We start from the raw sequence: 14,288 nt of genomic DNA on the forward strand, positions 1-14,288 counted from the left end.
CGGGGAGCGCGGCGAGCAGGGCCTGCGCGCGCGCGACGTCGCTGCCTGCGGCGCCCGGGGTCGACCCGGGCTCGGCGGCGAGGGCGGCCGTCGCGAGTCCGTGGCCGGGCACGGCCGGCGCAGCGGAGGCGGCCTCGGGCGGGCGCTCCGGCGCCGCCTCCTCGGCGAGGAGGCGCTCCGCGACGAGCGGCGCGATCCGGCGGATGCGCTCCTCGATGGGAGGATGCGTCGCGAACAGGCGGACGGCCAGGCCGTCCGCGATGAAGAGGTGCGCCGCCTCGGGCGCTGCCGGCGACCACAGGCGCGAGCCCTCGCGCGCGATGCGCGCGAGCGCGCCCGCGAGGCCTTCCGGGTTGCGCGTGAGCCGCACGGCGTCGGCGTCCGCGAGGAACTCGCGCGTGCGCGACACCGCCGCCCGGATGAGGCTCCCGAAGAACGCGCCGATCGAGCCCGCCAGCCACACGAGGGCGCCGAACAGCGCGAGCCCGGCCGCGCCGCCCCGGCCGCGGCCGCGCCGCCCCTCGCCGCCGGCCCCGGCCCGCACGAGGGCGCGCCCGACGAGCGCGAGCGAGGTGAGGCCGCCGACGAGCGCGATGAGCTGCAGGTTGAGCCGGGTGTCGGCGTTCACGACGTGAGAGAGCTCGTGCGCGACGACGCCCTGCAGCTCGTCGCGCGTGAGCCCCTCGAGCGCGCCGCGCGTCACCGCGACGACCGCGTGATCCGGGGAGAACCCGGCCGCGAACGCGTTGAGGTTGCGCTCGAACGGGAGCACGTACAGCGCGGGGACCGGGACGCCCGCCGCGATCGCCATCTCCTCCACGACGTTCACGAGGCGCCGCTCCGCCGCGTCCTGGGTGTCGGGGTCCACGGGGAACCCGCCCAGCAGCTCGGCGACCGCACGGCCGCCGCCGCTCGCGAGCCGGACCGCGTGCACGAGGGCGCCGCCGGCCGTCACGAGCGTCACGATCCCGGCGACGCCGAGGAGGTCCCGCGTGCGGAGCGGGCCGGGGCCGAGGAGCCGCGGCTGGGCGCTGGCGACCCAGACCACGATCGCGTAGACGACCGCGATCGTGCTCGCCCAGGCGAGCGCGAAGAGCGCGACGAGGACCGCGGTGCGCCGCCTCGCCGACGCCTTCGCGGCGAAGAAGTCGAGCGTGGAGCGGGTCACGGGGCCGCCCGCCGCGCGCCGTCACCGGGAGCGCCGGCGGCGGTCACAGCGCGATCCGCACCGCCTCGCGCGCCTGCGGGGCGGAGATGTCGAGCGGCCTCGCCTCCGGGAACCCGCCCGCGACGAGCGTCCCGGGGAACGTCTCGCGCGCGTTGTTGTAGTCCATCACGGCGTCGTTGTAGGCCTGCCGCGCGAACGCCACGCGGTTCTCGCTCGAGGTGAGCTCCTCGACGAGGCGCCCCACCGACTCGCTCGCCTTCAGGTCGGGGTACGCCTCGGCGACGGCGAGCAGACGGGACAGCGGCCCGGCCAGCGCGCCCTCGGCCTGGGCGAGCCGCTCCATGGAGGCGCCCTCCCCCGGGTGCGCGGCGGCGGCGCGCGCGGCGACCACCGCCTGGTTGCGCGCGGCGACCACCGCCTCGAGCGTGGAGCGCTCGTGGGCGAGGTAGGCGCGCGTCGCCTCGACCAGGTTCGGGATGAGGTCGTACCGTCGCTGGAGCTGCACGTCGATCTGGCCGTACGCGTTGCGGAACGCGTTCCGCCGCGTGACGAGCCCGTTGTGGAGCACCACCCAGCCGACGGCGACCGCGGCGACGAGCGCGAGGACGACGAGTGCGGCCATGTTTCGTTCCCTCCCTCCGCGCGATGCGGGCGCGGCGCGAGGCAGCATGGCACGATCGGGGAGGTCTCGCACGAAGGCGCGCGTCCCCTGGCCGAGGGGAGCGATGATCGCCCACATCCAGGAGGTCGTCGCCATGCACACCGCCTTCGTCGCAGGTGCCACCGGCTACACCGGTCGTGAGGTCGTGCGCGCGCTTCTCGCCGCGGGCGTCCGCACGGTCGCGCACGTGCGGCCCGACTCGGCGAGCGCCGGCGCGTGGCGCGCGCGCTTCGCGGCGCTGGGCGCGGAGGTGGATTCCACGCCCTGGGCCGGACCGGCGATGGCGGCCACCCTCGCCCGCGTCCGGCCGACCCTCGTGTTCGCGCTGCTCGGGACCACGCGCCGCCGCGCGCGGGCCGCCGCGCGCCACGGCGTCACGGAGAGCTACGCCTCGGTGGACTACGGGCTCACCCGGCTCCTCCTCGACGCGGCCGTGGCGAGCGGCGCCCGGCCGCGCTTCGTGTACCTGTCGTCCGCGGGGGTGCACGAGGGCACCCGCAACGCGTACCTCTCGGCGCGCGCCCGGCTCGAGCGCGACCTGCGCGCGAGCGGCCTGCCCTTCGTCGTCGCGCGGCCGGCCTTCGTGACCGGACCGGATCGCGACGAGCCGCGCCCGCTCGAGCGCGCCGCCGCGCGCGTGTCCGACGCGGCGCTCTCCGTCGCCTCCCGGCTCGGCGCGCGCCGGCTCGCCGCGCGCTGGCGGTCCACGTCCGGCGCCGCGCTCGCCTCGGCGCTCGTGCGCCTCGCGCTCGACCCCGGCGCGGAGGGGCGCGTCGTGGAGGGCGACGGGCTCCGCTGAACGACAGTTCGTGATTCGCGCTCACCTTCGGTGACGCCCCCTGCTCGCCGGGTCCCGTGCAACGCCGCGAGCGGCTTCGCCGCCTCCGCGGCGTCGCCCCGGCGGGCTCGCTTCGCTCGCCTGTTCGCGGATTCGAGATCGGCCGTTTAGAGCGCGCGACCGGCACGCCGGTCCGCGCCGCGGCCGCCTCCGGCGCGACCCCGGACGCGCCCGCAGGGGCGTGACGAGCGGCCGCACGCGAGCCGAGTCGGCGTCACGCCGCCCTCCGGGGGAGCGGCGAACGATTTGCGTCTTCGGAAGATTCTGCGTCTCCGGAAAACAATCTGCGCGTGTGGACGCACCATTGTGCGCGTCCAATGGGGCGCGACGAAACAACTGCGCGGCAAGCGATCCGGCATCTCTCTCCCGCGCCTTCGGGTCGCACCCGACGAGCCAATGTCGCCGTCGCCGTTCGCGCATATGGTGCACCTCACCGGTCGATATGCACCCCGCGCGATAGGTGACACACGCGCCGCCCCCGTGCTCTTTTCGCCACGCCTGCGGCCCCGAAAACATCGCGAGCCTGCGACAGCTCCGGCCCGGCCGCCTCTAGGAGATCAAACATGTCACGACGCGGATGGATCGTCGTCCTCGCCGGCACCGGCCTCAACCTCGCCCTCGGCATCCTCTACGCCTGGAGCGTCTTCTCGAAGCAGCTCGTCGAGTCCGTCGAGCGAGGCGGGTTCGGCTGGACGAAGACCGCCGCCACGCTGCCCTACACGGTCGCGATCGCGTGCTTCGCCCTGATGATGGTGCCGGCCGGCCGCCTTCAGGATCGGCTCGGGCCCCGCGTCGTCGCGTCCGCGGGCGGCGTGCTCACCGGCCTCGGCCTCATCGTCGCGAGCTTCGCCTCTGCCGAGACGACCTGGCCCGCGCTGCTCGGCTTCGGGCTCCTCGGCGGGACCGGCTTCGGCCTCGGCTACTCGGCGACGACGCCGGCCGCGGTGAAGTGGTTCCCGCCCGCGAAGAAGGGGCTCATCACCGGCATCGTGGTGGGCGGCTTCGGCCTGGCGCCGGTGTACATCGCGCCGCTCTCGAAGTACCTCATCGCCTCCTACGGCGTCGCCGGCGCGTTCCGCATCCTCGGCATCGCGTTCCTCGTGACGGCGACCGGCTTCGCGCAGCTCGTCGCGAACCCGCCCACCCCGCTCTCCCCCGCGAAGGCTGCGGCGAAGGCGGGCGTCGGCCCCGATCGCACGTGGCAGGAGATGGTGCGCACCCCCACGTTCTGGTCGCTCTGGATCCAGTACGCCTGCGCCGCCACCGCCGGTCTCATGATCATCGGCCACATGGCGAAGATCGTCTCCGTGCAGTCGCAGAACTCCATCAAGGTCGGGTTCGTGTTCGTCGCGCTGCTCGCCATCTTCAACGCGAGCGGCCGCATCGTGGCCGGCATCATCTCCGACTACATCGGCCGCGTGGTCACCATCGGCCTCGTCTGCGTGCTGCAGGCCGTGGCGATGATGTTCTTCGCGAGCTTCTCCACGATCGCGACCTTCATCCTCGGCTCGGCGGTGGTCGGCTTCAGCTACGGCGCGTGCCTCTCGCTCTTCCCCGCGACGGCGGCCGACAACTGGGGCACGAAGAACCTCGGCCTCAACTACGGCATCCTGTTCACGGCGTGGGGCGTGGGCGGCGTGCTCGGCCCGACGCTCGCCGGCAAGATCGCCGACCAGACCGGCTCGTACGCCGGCGCCTACGGCATGGCCGCGGTGCTGCTCCTCGTGGCGGTGGTGCTCGCCATGCTGAGCTACGTGAGCATCTCGGTGAGCATCCCGGAGAAGGAGGTCCGCATCCGCATCGGCCGCCGCGCGGCGAAGCGCGAGGAGGCCCCGGCCGTCTTCCCGCCGCAGGCGCGGGCTGTTGCCGGCGCGGACGCGCGCTCCATGTAGCTGCGGCGCACGATCCCGGGCCTGCGACGGGCGTCCTCGCTCCTCGCGCCTGCGGCGTACGGAAGCAGTACGCCTCGGCGCTCGTCGCTGTGGGTGCCCGTCTCGGCTCCAGTCTCGTGCGCCTCGCCACCGCGGGCGGGGCGGATTCACCGAAAGTAACCCGCCGCCCGCCCCGAGCTCCTCGAGGGGCGGGCGGCTCTTCTGGCCCGTCAGGCCGCGCGGACGACGACGCCGCTTGCGGTCTCCGCGAACCGCAGCTCCGGGTGGAGCCGCTCCGCCGTGCGGAGCGCCCACTCGCGGTCGAAGAGCACGACGGGCCGGTCCCGCACGTCGAGCACGAGGAGACCCTCCACGCCGCTCGGGAAGTCCTCGACGTCGATGGCCTTCCCGTCGGCGCGGCTCACCCAGCGCGCGAGCTGGTAGGGCACCGCCTCGACGCGGACCTCGACCCCGTACTCCGACTCGAGGCGGTACTTCACCACCTCGAACTGCAGCTGCCCGAGCGCGCCCAGCACGAGATCGCCGGCGCGGCCCGCGGGCGGCCGGTAGAGCTGCACCGTCCCCTCCTGGGCGAGCTGCTCGATGCCCCGCGCGAACTGCTTGCGGCGGAGCGGGTCCACGAGCGCGAGGCGCCGGAAGTGCTCGGGGGCGAAGCTCGGGATGCCCTCGAACATGAACCGGGAGCCGCCGGTCAGGGTGTCGCCGATCTCGAGCGCGCCGGTGTCGTGGATACCCACCACGTCGCCCGGATACGACTCGTCGACGATGGTGCGATCGCGCGCCATGAACTGCGTCGGCGTCGCCAGCCGCACCTCCTTGCCCGAGCGGACGTTGTGGACCTTCATGCCCCTCGTGAGCCGACCGGAGCAGATGCGCAGGAAGGCCACGCGATCCCGGTGGGCCTTGTCCATGTTCGCCTGGATCTTGAAAACGAACCCGCTGAACTCGTCCTGCGCCGGCGCCACGGGCCCCTGGTCGGACTCGCGCGGGCGCGGCGGCGGCATGAGCTCGATGAACGTGTCGAGGAACGCCTCGAGGCCGAAGTTGTTGACCGCGCTCCCGAAGAACATCGGCGAGAGCTCGCCCGCCTCGAAGCGCGCGCGATCGAAGTCGTCGCCCGCCGCCTCGAGCAGCTCGGCGTCCTCGCGGAGCCGGGCATAGCCCGCGTCGTCGAGGGCCTCCCGGACGGCGGGATCGTCGATGCCGCTGACCTCCACCGGCGGACGCTCGGCCCCCACGCCCGCGGAGGACCCGGAGTGCGCCGGGTCGAAGAGGTACACCCGCCGCGCGACGCGGTGGTAGACGCCGGCGAAGGTGCCGCCGCGGAACACCGGCCAGGTGATCGGGTAGACGCCGATGCCGAGGACGCTCTCCACCTCGCCGATGAGCTCGAAGGGCTCGCGCCCGGGCCGGTCCATCTTGTTCACGAAGGTGAAGATGGGGATGGCCCGCTGCCGGCAGACCCGGAACAGCTTGCGCGTCTGCGCCTCGACGCCCTTGGCCGAGTCGAGGAGCATCACCGCCCCGTCGACCGCGTGGAGCGTGCGGTAGGTGTCCTCGCTGAAGTCGGCGTGGCCGGGGGTGTCGAGCAAGTTCATCTGCATCCCGCGATACGGGAACTGCAGGACGCTCGTGGTGATGGAGATGCCGCGCTCGCGCTCCATCTCCATCCAGTCGCTCACCGCGTTCGCGCGGCCGCGCTTCGCCTTCACCGCGCCCGCGAGCTGGATGACGCCACCGTAGAGGAGGAGCTTCTCGGTGAGCGTCGTCTTGCCCGCGTCGGGGTGGGAGATGATCGCGAACGTGCGCCGGCGGGCGGTCTCGTGCTGGACGGTCATGGTCGGGGGCGCGCGACCGGGCGGCCAGCGCGCCGGCGGGTCGTAACAGCCCGCGCCGCGCGCCGTCAAGGCGCTGGCGCGGGCGGACCCCGGGGGCCCCCCGGCCGATCCCCGGGCGAGCGGCCATCCCGGGATCCGCGCCGCGGGCCCTCAGGGCGCGGTGAGCACCTGCGCCGCGGCGTCGTGGAGGAAGAGGCCGCCGTAGCTCGCCCAGGACACGAACCGTTCGAACACCGCCTCGAAGTCCTCGCGCGGCGCGGCGACCGCGATGAGCTCGAGCACGAAGTCGCGCTCCACCCGGCCGCCGGGGCTCCGGGCGATGGCGTCCTGCACCTGCCGGAAGAGCCCGAGGCCCAGGAGGCGCTCGCGCCAGATCGCGCGCCGCTCCGCGTCGGGCGCCCGGACGAAGCGCTGTCGACGAGATCGAGGAGCTCGGCGGCGTTGACCGCGTTGATGGTGCGGTCGAACCGGCTGTCGGTCTCGGCGGCGATGCGGAACACGTCCTCCCGCCCGCCGCGCGCGTCCAGGTACTCGACGAGGCCGATCACGTCGCCCGCGCTCGCGTCCGGGAGCGCCTCCACCGGCGCGCCCCCGGCGGGCACGTCCGGCATCTCCATCCCGGTGATGACGTCGTGCAGCCGGTCGACGAGCTGCGCGAGCCCCGGCGAGCGGTAGTCGCGCGGGCGCGGGAGCGGGTCGTCGATCACGGCGCGGACCCGGCCCGGGTTGGCGTCGAGCACGACGATCCGATCGGCCATGTACACGACCTCGGGGATGTCGTGGCTCACGAGCACGATCGCGCTCGGGCGCCGCTCCGCGGCCGCCCAGATGTCCAGGATCTCGGCGCGGAGCGCCTCGGCGGTGAGCGCGTCCACCTGGCTGAACGGCTCGTCCATGAACAGGAGCTCCGGCTCGAGCGAGAGCGCGCGGGCGGTGCCGACCCGCTGCTTCATCCCGCCGGAGAGCTCTCGCGGGTAGGCGTCCGCCACCTCGGCGAGGCCGACGAGCCGCAGCGCGCGCTCGGTCCGCGCTGGGACCTCGGCGGGCGGCGTCCCGGCGGCGCGGAGCACCTCCGAGACGTTCCGCGCCACGGTCATCCACGGGAAGAGCGCAGCGCCCTGGAACATGAACCCCACCGCCGGGTTCACGCCGCGGAGCGGCGCGCCGCGGAAGCGCACCTCGCCCCCGGTGGGCGCGAGGAGCCCGGCGAGGACCCGCAGGATCGTCGACTTCCCGCAGCCCGAAGGGCCGAGGAGCGCGAGCACCTCGCCCGCGCGGACCTCGAGGTCCACGTCCTCGAGCACGCGGCGCGGCGGTCCGTGCGGCTGCGGGAACTCGACGACGAGCCTCCTCAGCTCGCACAGCGGTCCGTTCGCGGCGTTCGCGGCCATGCCCTCCCCTACCTCTGGAGCGAGAAGCGCTCCTCGGCGACCCGGCCGAGCGGGCGCCACACGAGCCGGTTGAACACCACGACGGTGACCGCCATCACCGTCACCGCGGCCGCGAGATCCGCGAGCCTCGCCTCCGCGGCGGCCCGGCTGATCGCGGCGCCGAGCCCGGGCGCGACGAGGGTGTCCCTCCCGATCGCGACGTACTCCGAGACGATGCTCGCGTTCCAGGCGCCGCCCGCGGCGGTGACCCAGCCGGTGACGAGGTACGGGAACACCGCCGGCAGGTAGAGCGCGCGGAGCCGCTGCCAGCGCCCGAGCCGGTAGGCGCGCGAGGCCTCCTCGAGATCCGAGGGCACCGCCTGCGCTCCGGCGATCACGTTGAAGAGCACGTACCACTGGGTGGCGAGCGTCATGAGGAGGACGCTCGCGACGCCGAGGCCGACGCCCGCCGCGCGGAGCGCGAGGACCACCGCCGGGAAGAGCATCGGCGCCGGGAACGAGGCGACGACCTGGACCGCCGGCTGGAGCACGCGTGCGAGCCGCGGCGAGCGCCCGATCGCGATGCCCGCCGGCACCGCCCAGAGCGTCGCGAGCGCGACCGAGGCGAGCACGCGGCCGAGCGTGATCGCCGCCTCGCGGCCCACGCCGATCCAGGCGGACGCGCTCTCCGCCCGGAGGAGCTGGACGAGGCGCAGCCCGCCCACCGCGAGGACGCCGAGCAGGAGGAGGAACAGCGCCGGGGAGACGAGCGGCAGCGCCGCGGCGACCGCGCGCGGTGCGCGGCGGGGCGGGCGAGGAGGGCGTCGCCGGCGACGGAGGGCGGCGGCGAGCCGCGAGCGGCGCAGGAGGTCGTACACCCAGGAACGCGCCGGCAGGGCGGCGCCGCCCTCGTCCAGCCGGAAGCGCTCCGACCACGCGACGAGCGGCCGCCACACGAGCTGGTCGAGCAGGACGACGAGGAGCGCCATGGCGACGACGCTCGCGATCATGGCGCCGCCGTCCCCGCGCTGAACGGCGACGCTCATGTACGCGCCGATCCCGGGGAGGCGGAAGTCCCGGTCGCCGAGCACGAACGCCTCGCTCACCATGAGGAAGAACCAGCCGCCCGCCATGCTCATCATGCTGTTCCAGACGAGCCCGATGGCGGCCGCCGGCAGCTCGAGCGCGCGGAAGCGCCGCCACGCCGAGAAGCGCCCCCAGGCGGCGACCTCGGCGAGCTCCTTCGGCACGCTCCTCACCGCGCGGTAGAAGCTGAACGTCATGTTCCAGGCCTGGCCCGTGAAGATCATGAGGATCGCCGCGAGCTCGAGGCCCACGCGCGAGCGCGGGAACGCGGCGACGAGCGCGAGGACGAGCCCGGGCATGAAGCCGAGGACCGGGATGCTCTGGAGCACGTCGAGGAGCGGGACGAGGACGCGCTCCGCGCGGCGATCCTTCGCGGCCCAGTACCCGTAGCCGATGGAGAAGACGAGGGAGAGCGCATAGGCGGCGACGCCGCGGAGCAGGGAGTAGAGCGCGTAGCGCGGGAGCGCCGCGACGGAGAGGTCGATCTCGACGGCGGCGCGGAGCCCGCCACCGGCCAGGTGGCCGAGCCGCACGAGCCCGACCGCCGCGCCGGCGACGGCGAGGAGGAGCGCCGCCTCGATGGCGCGCGGCCGGTGCGAACGGTCGAGGAGCGCGCTCGCGGCGCCGAACACCCGGTTCACCCGATCCCGCATCCCCCGCCCCGCGCTCCCTTTCACGGACGCGCCTCGCGACATCAAGGCACGAGACGGTGCGTGCGTCCCCGCCCCCGCCGGGAGGTGGCACCGCGCGGGTCCGCGCGGCATCTCGTCGCCGTGCCCACGCCCGCCCCGCCCGAAGCGCTCGACCGCCTCTACGCCGACATGGTCGCGTTCACGCGTGCCACCCAGGACGCCCTCTGCCGCGAGCTCGAGCGCGTGGACGGCGCGGCGCGCTTTCGCGAGGACGCGTGGGCGCGGCCGGGCGGCGGCGGCGGGATCTCCCGCGTGCTCCAGGACGGCGCCGTCTTCGAGAAGGCGGGGGTGAGCTTCTCGGACGTGCACGGCGCGCTCTCCCCCGACTTCGCCCGCAGGGTGGGAGGCGAGGGCGTCGCGTTCGCCGCGACCGGGCTGTCCGTCGTCATCCACCCGCAGAGCCCGATGGTGCCGACCGCGCACATGAACGTGCGGATGATCCGCCGCGGGGAGGCAGGCTGGTTCGGCGGGGGGGCGGACCTCACGCCCTACTACCTGTTCGACGAGGACTGCGTCCACTTCCACCGCGTGATGCGCGAGGCCTGCGAGCGGCACGCGGCGGGGAGCCACGCGCGGCTCAAGCGCGCCGCGGACGCCTACTTCCACCTGCGCCACCGCGGGGAGCACCGCGGCGTGGGCGGGATCTTCTTCGAGGACACGGGGGGCCCGCTCGAGCGGGACCTCGCCTTCGCGAAGGACGTCGCGTCCGACTTCCTGGCGGCCTACGTGCCCATCGTCGAGCGGCGCCGCGCGGAGCCGTACGGCGAGGAGGAGCGGCGCTGGCAGGAGATCCGCCGCGGACGCTACGTGGAGTTCAACCTCGTGCTCGACCGCGGGACGGTGTTCGGGCTCGAGACCGGCGGGCGCACCGAGTCGATCCTGATGTCGCTGCCGCCGCGCGTCCGCTGGGTGTACGGCCACGAGCCCGCCCCGGGCAGCCGCGAGGCGGCGCTCCTCGAGGTGCTCCGCACGCCGCGCGACTGGGTCTGACCCGGAGGCGCGAAGATCGAGGGCCGCTGTGAGGGACGGTGCGCAGCGGTGGTCCCGCTTCGCCCACGATATCCCGACGCGCCGCGGCGGCGCGGACGTCACGCCGGTCGCGGACTTGCCCAGCGAGGCGGCTTCCCCGTAGCGTGGGCTCGCCCGGCCGCCCGGCCGGCGCCCCGGAGATCCCCGCATGACGCGCCGCTCGCTGTCGCTCCTCGCCCTGGCCCTGGCCGTCGCGCTCGCGTGCGCCGCGCACGAGAAGTCCGGCGACCGCGCCGCCGCGCTCGGCGACTGGAAGACCGCCGAGCGCGAGTACGCGGCGGCGGTGCGCAAGGATCCGTCCAAGAAGGAGCTGCAGGACAAGTACCGGCAGGCGCGCGCGGCCGCGCTGGAGGACGCGACGAGGCGGGCGCAGGCGTGCGTCGCGGCGCGCGACTGGGAGTGCGCGTTCTCCGAGTCCGACTACGCGCTCGCGCTGGAGCCGACGAGCGCGGCGCTCGCGACCCTGCGGCGCGACTCCGGCCGAGAGGTGGGCTACCTCCGGCTCCGGCGCGCGCAGGAGTCGGCGAGCGGGCGCGACTGGGCCACGGCGCTGCAGCTCTTGGAAGGCGCGCGCGCGGCGACCGACGACCCGGGCGTCGCGGCGGAGGCCCGGCGGGTGGAGCCGGGCGTGGTGCGTGGCGCGGTCGACGCGGCGGAGCGCCACCGCGCGGCCCGTCAGTTCCCCGAGGCCATCGAGCTCCTCACGCGCGCGGCGCGGGTCGACGCGAGCGTCACCCCCCGGCTCGACGCGGTCCGCGCCGAGCACGAGCGCTGGAAGGACGCGGAGTCCGAGCGGTACGCGGCCGAGGGCGACGCGCTCCTCGCGAAGCGTCGCTTCGCGGAGGCGAAGGCGAGCTACGACGCCGCCCTGAAGCTGCGCCCGAACGGCCGCGCCCAGCCCCGCGCGCGCTGCGCCGGGCTCCTCGCCCAGGGCGACGAGGCGCTCCGGCGGCGCGACTTCTCCGGCGCCGAGCGGGCGTTCGCCGAGGCGGCGGCGCTCGAGGCCGACGGCGGCATCGCCCTCGCCGAGCTCGACCGCGTCAAGGTGCGCCCCTACGCGGTGCGGCTCCGGTCCGTCCTCGTCCGCCCCGCGCGGCCGGACGGCTGGCCCTGGGCGGGCAGCCGCAGCCTCGAGCTCGACCGGGCGCTGACGCGCCTCGCGAAGCACACGGAGGGTAGCGCCCAGTCGCCGACGGGCGTGGCGCTCGACCTCGCGCGCCGCATCCCGCACGCCAACCAGCCGAACCTCGTCGTGACCCTCGCGCTGCCCGACGGCCGCGCCTTCCAGAGCGCGCCGCGGCGCGGCGTCTACGCGCTCCTCGAGGGCAGCGTCGTCGTCGCGGCGAACGCGTACGACGAACGGACGATCTCGCTGCGGGTGGTGACCGACGAGGGCGGCGGCCGGATGACCGACGTCGGCCTCGTCGCGTTCCGGCTGGCGGACCTCGTGGCGAACGGCGAGGTGGCGCTCTCGGGCGGCTCGGTGACGGAGCTGCGCCTCGAGGCGGACGTCGCCGACAGGCCGGACGGGACGTTCACGGGGCTCACGCAGATCGGCGGACCGGCGACGCCCGCCGCCCAGCCCGTCCCCGCCCCGCCGCCTGCGCCCCACCGCTAGAAGGCGGTCCGGCGGTCAGCCGAGGCGCCGGATCATGCAGACCGCGCTCGCCGGGCAGAGCGCGGCGAACTCCGGGCTCGCCCGGACCGTCGCCGGGACCGCGCTCCTCTCGATGCGCGCGTAGCCGGCGCGGGCGAACAGCCCCTCGGCGGTGGTGGTGAGCAGGTACACGGTCCGGGCGCCGAGCTTCCGCGCGCGCTCGAGCGCGCGCGCGTGCAGCGCCACGCCGAGGCCCTCTCCCCGCCGCGACGGTACGACCGCGAGGGAGCGGAGGAGGACGTCGTCCCCGTAGCGCTCGAGCGCGACGCAACCCACGAGCGCGCCGCCCGGCGCACGCGCCACGAGGAAGACCTGGTTCGAGGCGCCCACGTCCGACTCGGGGAGGTTCGCCTGCGCGAGGAGCGCGCGGAGCTGCGGAAGATCCGCCGCCTCCGCCTCCTCGAAGCTCACGTCCATGTTCTCCTCCACGTCGTTCATCGAGTGGGACCTCGCGCAGCCCGGCTCGGGATCCGCGCGACGAAGACGAGGCCCGCGAGCATCACCGCCGCCATCGCGGCGAGCGCGTACCCGGGGACGCTCAGGGCGAACGTGGCGTACGCGAGGCTCGCGGCCATCGAGCCCGCAGCGACGAGCTTCACCCAGAGCGGGAGGGCCCGCTCCCGCTGCCAGCGCTGCAGGGGAGGCCCGAACACGCGGTGGTGGTAGAGCCAGCGGTGAAACCGCTCCGAGCTCGACGAGAACGCCCACAGCGCCACGAGCATGAAGGGCGTGGTCGGGACGAGCGGGAGCACCGCTCCGACGACCCCCAGGACGAAGCAGGTCCAGCCGAGGACGAGCAGGAGCCAGCGGCGATGGGGGCCCGGGCGAGCGGTCGCGCGGTCGAGGGAGGAGGCGGGCACGGCCGTCTAATTGGCGGAGGATGGGCGCAGGTGCAAGGGGATGCGGCGGACGGGGGTCGGGGGCGGGTCGAGGTCGCACCCGGGTCGAGGTCGAGGTCGCGGTCCTCCACCCGTCGCGCTCGCCCGCGCCCGGTTATGCTCCCGCGCGATGCCCGATCCGCTCGACCCCATCGCCCGCTTCCACGCGGCCCTCGCCCGGGCCGCAGGCGCCTCGAGCGCCGACCCCACCGCGGCGGCCCTCGCCACCGCCGACGCGAGCGGGAGGCCTTCGGTCCGGATCGTCCTCGTGAAGGAGGTCGGCGCGGAGGGGTTCGCGTTCTTCACGAACCGGGAGAGCCGCAAGGGGCGAGAGCTCGCGGTCAATCCGCGAGCGGCGCTCTGCTTCCACTGGCCGGCCCTCGGCGAGCAGGTGCGCGCCGAGGGGGAGGTGGCGCTCCTCGACGACGCCGCCTCGGACGCGTACTTCGCCACGCGCCCGCGGGCGAGCCAGCTCGGCGCGTGGGCCTCCCGCCAGAGCCAGCCGCTCGCGTCGCGCGCGGCCCTCGAGGAGGCGGCCCGGGCCGCCGAGGCGCGCTTCGCCGGCGCCGACGTCCCGCGGCCGCCGTTCTGGGGGGGCTACCTGCTGCGACCCGATCGGATCGAGTTCTGGGTCAGCGCCGACGGCCGGCTCCACCACAGGACCCTGTTCACGCGCGACGACCGAGGCTGGACGACGTCGCTCCTCAACCCCTGACACCGGAGGTGCCCATGCCGCTCTACGCGCTCGTCTACGACACCGTCCCCGACTACCTCGCGCGGCGCGCGCCCCACCGCCCGGAGCACCTCGCGCTCGCGGAGCAGGCGCACCGCGAGGGCAAGCTCGTCCTCGCGGGTGCGTTCGATCCGCCCGAGGGCGCGCTGCTCGTGTTCCGGGGCGACGGCCCCGAGAGCGCGGAGGCGTTCGCGCGGGCCGACCCCTACGTCCGGAACGGGCTCGTCACCTCGTGGCGCGTCCGCGAGTGGAAGGTGGTCGTCGGCGCGCTCGGGTGACCGCGGTCCCGCCTCGGCCCCCAGGGCTCGCGGCGAGCGCCCCGCCCTGCCCCCGCTGGAGCGCGCGTCCCGGCCCGCGCCCTCGAGCCTCGCGGGCTTCGCTCTCGAGATCGCGGTGCGGAGCGGGATCCTGGGTCCGGGGGCGTGCACCGACCCCCCGACCCGGGC

The 14,288-nt window shown here is 75.2% G+C and carries 13 protein-coding genes and 1 pseudogene; 6 read left to right on the top strand and 8 right to left on the bottom strand.

From position 1 onward, the window contains the following. A partial coding sequence (locus MNY60_RS12760; protein WP_242360713.1) for a M48 family metallopeptidase occupies window positions 1-1,168 on the bottom strand: 1,168 nt, incomplete at its 3' end. A 43-nt stretch (window positions 1,169-1,211) separates the two neighbouring features. Then, the gene (locus MNY60_RS12765; RefSeq protein ID WP_242339690.1) at window positions 1,212-1,790 is read right to left on the bottom strand and encodes a LemA family protein; all 579 of its coding nucleotides are present in this window, start codon (window positions 1,788-1,790) and stop codon (window positions 1,212-1,214) included. A gap of 103 nt (window positions 1,791-1,893) precedes the next feature. Here MNY60_RS12765 and MNY60_RS12770 point away from each other — a divergent pair, with 103 nt between their 5' ends. Together MNY60_RS12770 and MNY60_RS12775 are read left to right on the top strand one after the other, a co-directional pair. Continuing rightward, window positions 1,894-2,628, top strand: a complete 735-nt coding sequence (locus tag MNY60_RS12770) for an SDR family oxidoreductase (protein ID WP_242360715.1) — start codon at window positions 1,894-1,896, stop codon at window positions 2,626-2,628. Window positions 2,629-3,230: 602 nt separating this feature from the next. Further along, window positions 3,231-4,559: an OFA family MFS transporter gene (locus tag MNY60_RS12775; protein ID WP_242339694.1), complete on the top strand. Its 1,329-nt coding sequence runs from the start codon at window positions 3,231-3,233 to the stop codon at window positions 4,557-4,559. 209 nt (window positions 4,560-4,768) lie between these two features. Here the strand turns inward: MNY60_RS12775 and MNY60_RS12780 are convergent, their stop codons facing one another. From MNY60_RS12780 to MNY60_RS12795, 4 genes and pseudogenes are all read right to left on the bottom strand, one after another. Further along, entirely contained in the window at window positions 4,769-6,397 is a 1,629-nt protein-coding gene (locus MNY60_RS12780; protein ID WP_242339697.1) for a peptide chain release factor 3, read from the bottom strand. Window positions 6,398-6,547: 150 nt separating this feature from the next. Continuing rightward, a complete protein-coding gene (locus tag MNY60_RS24290) occupies window positions 6,548-7,225 on the bottom strand; it encodes an AAA-associated domain-containing protein (protein ID WP_242360746.1) in 678 nt (225 codons plus the stop codon). Between the two features lie 113 nt (window positions 7,226-7,338). Further along, window positions 7,339-7,788 (bottom strand): annotated as a pseudogene (locus tag MNY60_RS12790) (ABC transporter ATP-binding protein); the annotation flags it as partial. Between the two features lie 8 nt (window positions 7,789-7,796). Then, window positions 7,797-9,494, bottom strand: a complete 1,698-nt coding sequence (locus MNY60_RS12795; protein WP_242355810.1) for an ABC transporter permease subunit — start codon at window positions 9,492-9,494, stop codon at window positions 7,797-7,799. 180 nt (window positions 9,495-9,674) lie between these two features. Here MNY60_RS12795 and hemF point away from each other — a divergent pair, with 180 nt between their 5' ends. Both hemF and MNY60_RS12805 read left to right on the top strand, forming a co-directional pair. Then, window positions 9,675-10,535: an oxygen-dependent coproporphyrinogen oxidase gene (hemF, locus tag MNY60_RS12800; RefSeq protein WP_242339735.1), complete on the top strand. Its 861-nt coding sequence runs from the start codon at window positions 9,675-9,677 to the stop codon at window positions 10,533-10,535. Between the two features lie 187 nt (window positions 10,536-10,722). Further along, entirely contained in the window at window positions 10,723-12,192 is a 1,470-nt protein-coding gene (locus MNY60_RS12805) for a hypothetical protein (RefSeq protein WP_242360717.1), read from the top strand. Between the two features lie 15 nt (window positions 12,193-12,207). Here the strand turns inward: MNY60_RS12805 and arsN2 are convergent, their stop codons facing one another. Together arsN2 and MNY60_RS12815 are read right to left on the bottom strand one after the other, a co-directional pair. After that, window positions 12,208-12,669: an arsenic resistance N-acetyltransferase ArsN2 gene (gene arsN2, locus MNY60_RS12810; protein ID WP_242360719.1), complete on the bottom strand. Its 462-nt coding sequence runs from the start codon at window positions 12,667-12,669 to the stop codon at window positions 12,208-12,210. After that, the gene (locus MNY60_RS12815) at window positions 12,666-13,091 is read right to left on the bottom strand and encodes a YbaN family protein (RefSeq protein ID WP_242360721.1); all 426 of its coding nucleotides are present in this window, start codon (window positions 13,089-13,091) and stop codon (window positions 12,666-12,668) included. Before MNY60_RS12815 ends, arsN2 begins: the two co-directional genes overlap by 4 nt. Before the next feature lie 148 nt (window positions 13,092-13,239). Here MNY60_RS12815 and pdxH point away from each other — a divergent pair, with 148 nt between their 5' ends. Together pdxH and MNY60_RS12825 are read left to right on the top strand one after the other, a co-directional pair. Then, window positions 13,240-13,824 carry a pyridoxamine 5'-phosphate oxidase gene (pdxH, locus tag MNY60_RS12820; protein WP_242360723.1) on the top strand — a complete coding sequence of 195 codons (585 nt, stop codon included), beginning with the start codon at window positions 13,240-13,242 and terminating at the stop codon, window positions 13,822-13,824. 14 nt (window positions 13,825-13,838) lie between these two features. After that, entirely contained in the window at window positions 13,839-14,120 is a 282-nt protein-coding gene (locus MNY60_RS12825; RefSeq protein ID WP_242360725.1) for a YciI-like protein, read from the top strand. The last annotated feature ends 168 nt before the right edge of the window (window positions 14,121-14,288 follow it).

The sequence above is a fragment of the Anaeromyxobacter sp. SG17 genome (assembly GCF_022690695.1).
Taxonomy (GTDB): domain Bacteria; phylum Myxococcota; class Myxococcia; order Myxococcales; family Anaeromyxobacteraceae; genus Anaeromyxobacter; species Anaeromyxobacter soli.

Coding starts and splice junctions, on each gene's coding strand:
- MNY60_RS12770 (WP_242360715.1), top strand. CDS start 1,894: ATGATCGCCCACATCCAGGAGGTCGTCGCCATGCACACCGCCTTCGTC.
- pdxH (WP_242360723.1), top strand. CDS start 13,240: ATGCCCGATCCGCTCGACCCCATCGCCCGCTTCCACGCGGCCCTCGCC.
- MNY60_RS12780 (WP_242339697.1), bottom strand. CDS start 6,397: ATGACCGTCCAGCACGAGACCGCCCGCCGGCGCACGTTCGCGATCATC.
- MNY60_RS12825 (WP_242360725.1), top strand. CDS start 13,839: ATGCCGCTCTACGCGCTCGTCTACGACACCGTCCCCGACTACCTCGCG.
- MNY60_RS12775 (WP_242339694.1), top strand. CDS start 3,231: ATGTCACGACGCGGATGGATCGTCGTCCTCGCCGGCACCGGCCTCAAC.
- arsN2 (WP_242360719.1), bottom strand. CDS start 12,669: ATGAACGACGTGGAGGAGAACATGGACGTGAGCTTCGAGGAGGCGGAG.
- MNY60_RS12805 (WP_242360717.1), top strand. CDS start 10,723: ATGACGCGCCGCTCGCTGTCGCTCCTCGCCCTGGCCCTGGCCGTCGCG.
- hemF (WP_242339735.1), top strand. CDS start 9,675: ATGGTCGCGTTCACGCGTGCCACCCAGGACGCCCTCTGCCGCGAGCTC.
- MNY60_RS12765 (WP_242339690.1), bottom strand. CDS start 1,790: ATGGCCGCACTCGTCGTCCTCGCGCTCGTCGCCGCGGTCGCCGTCGGC.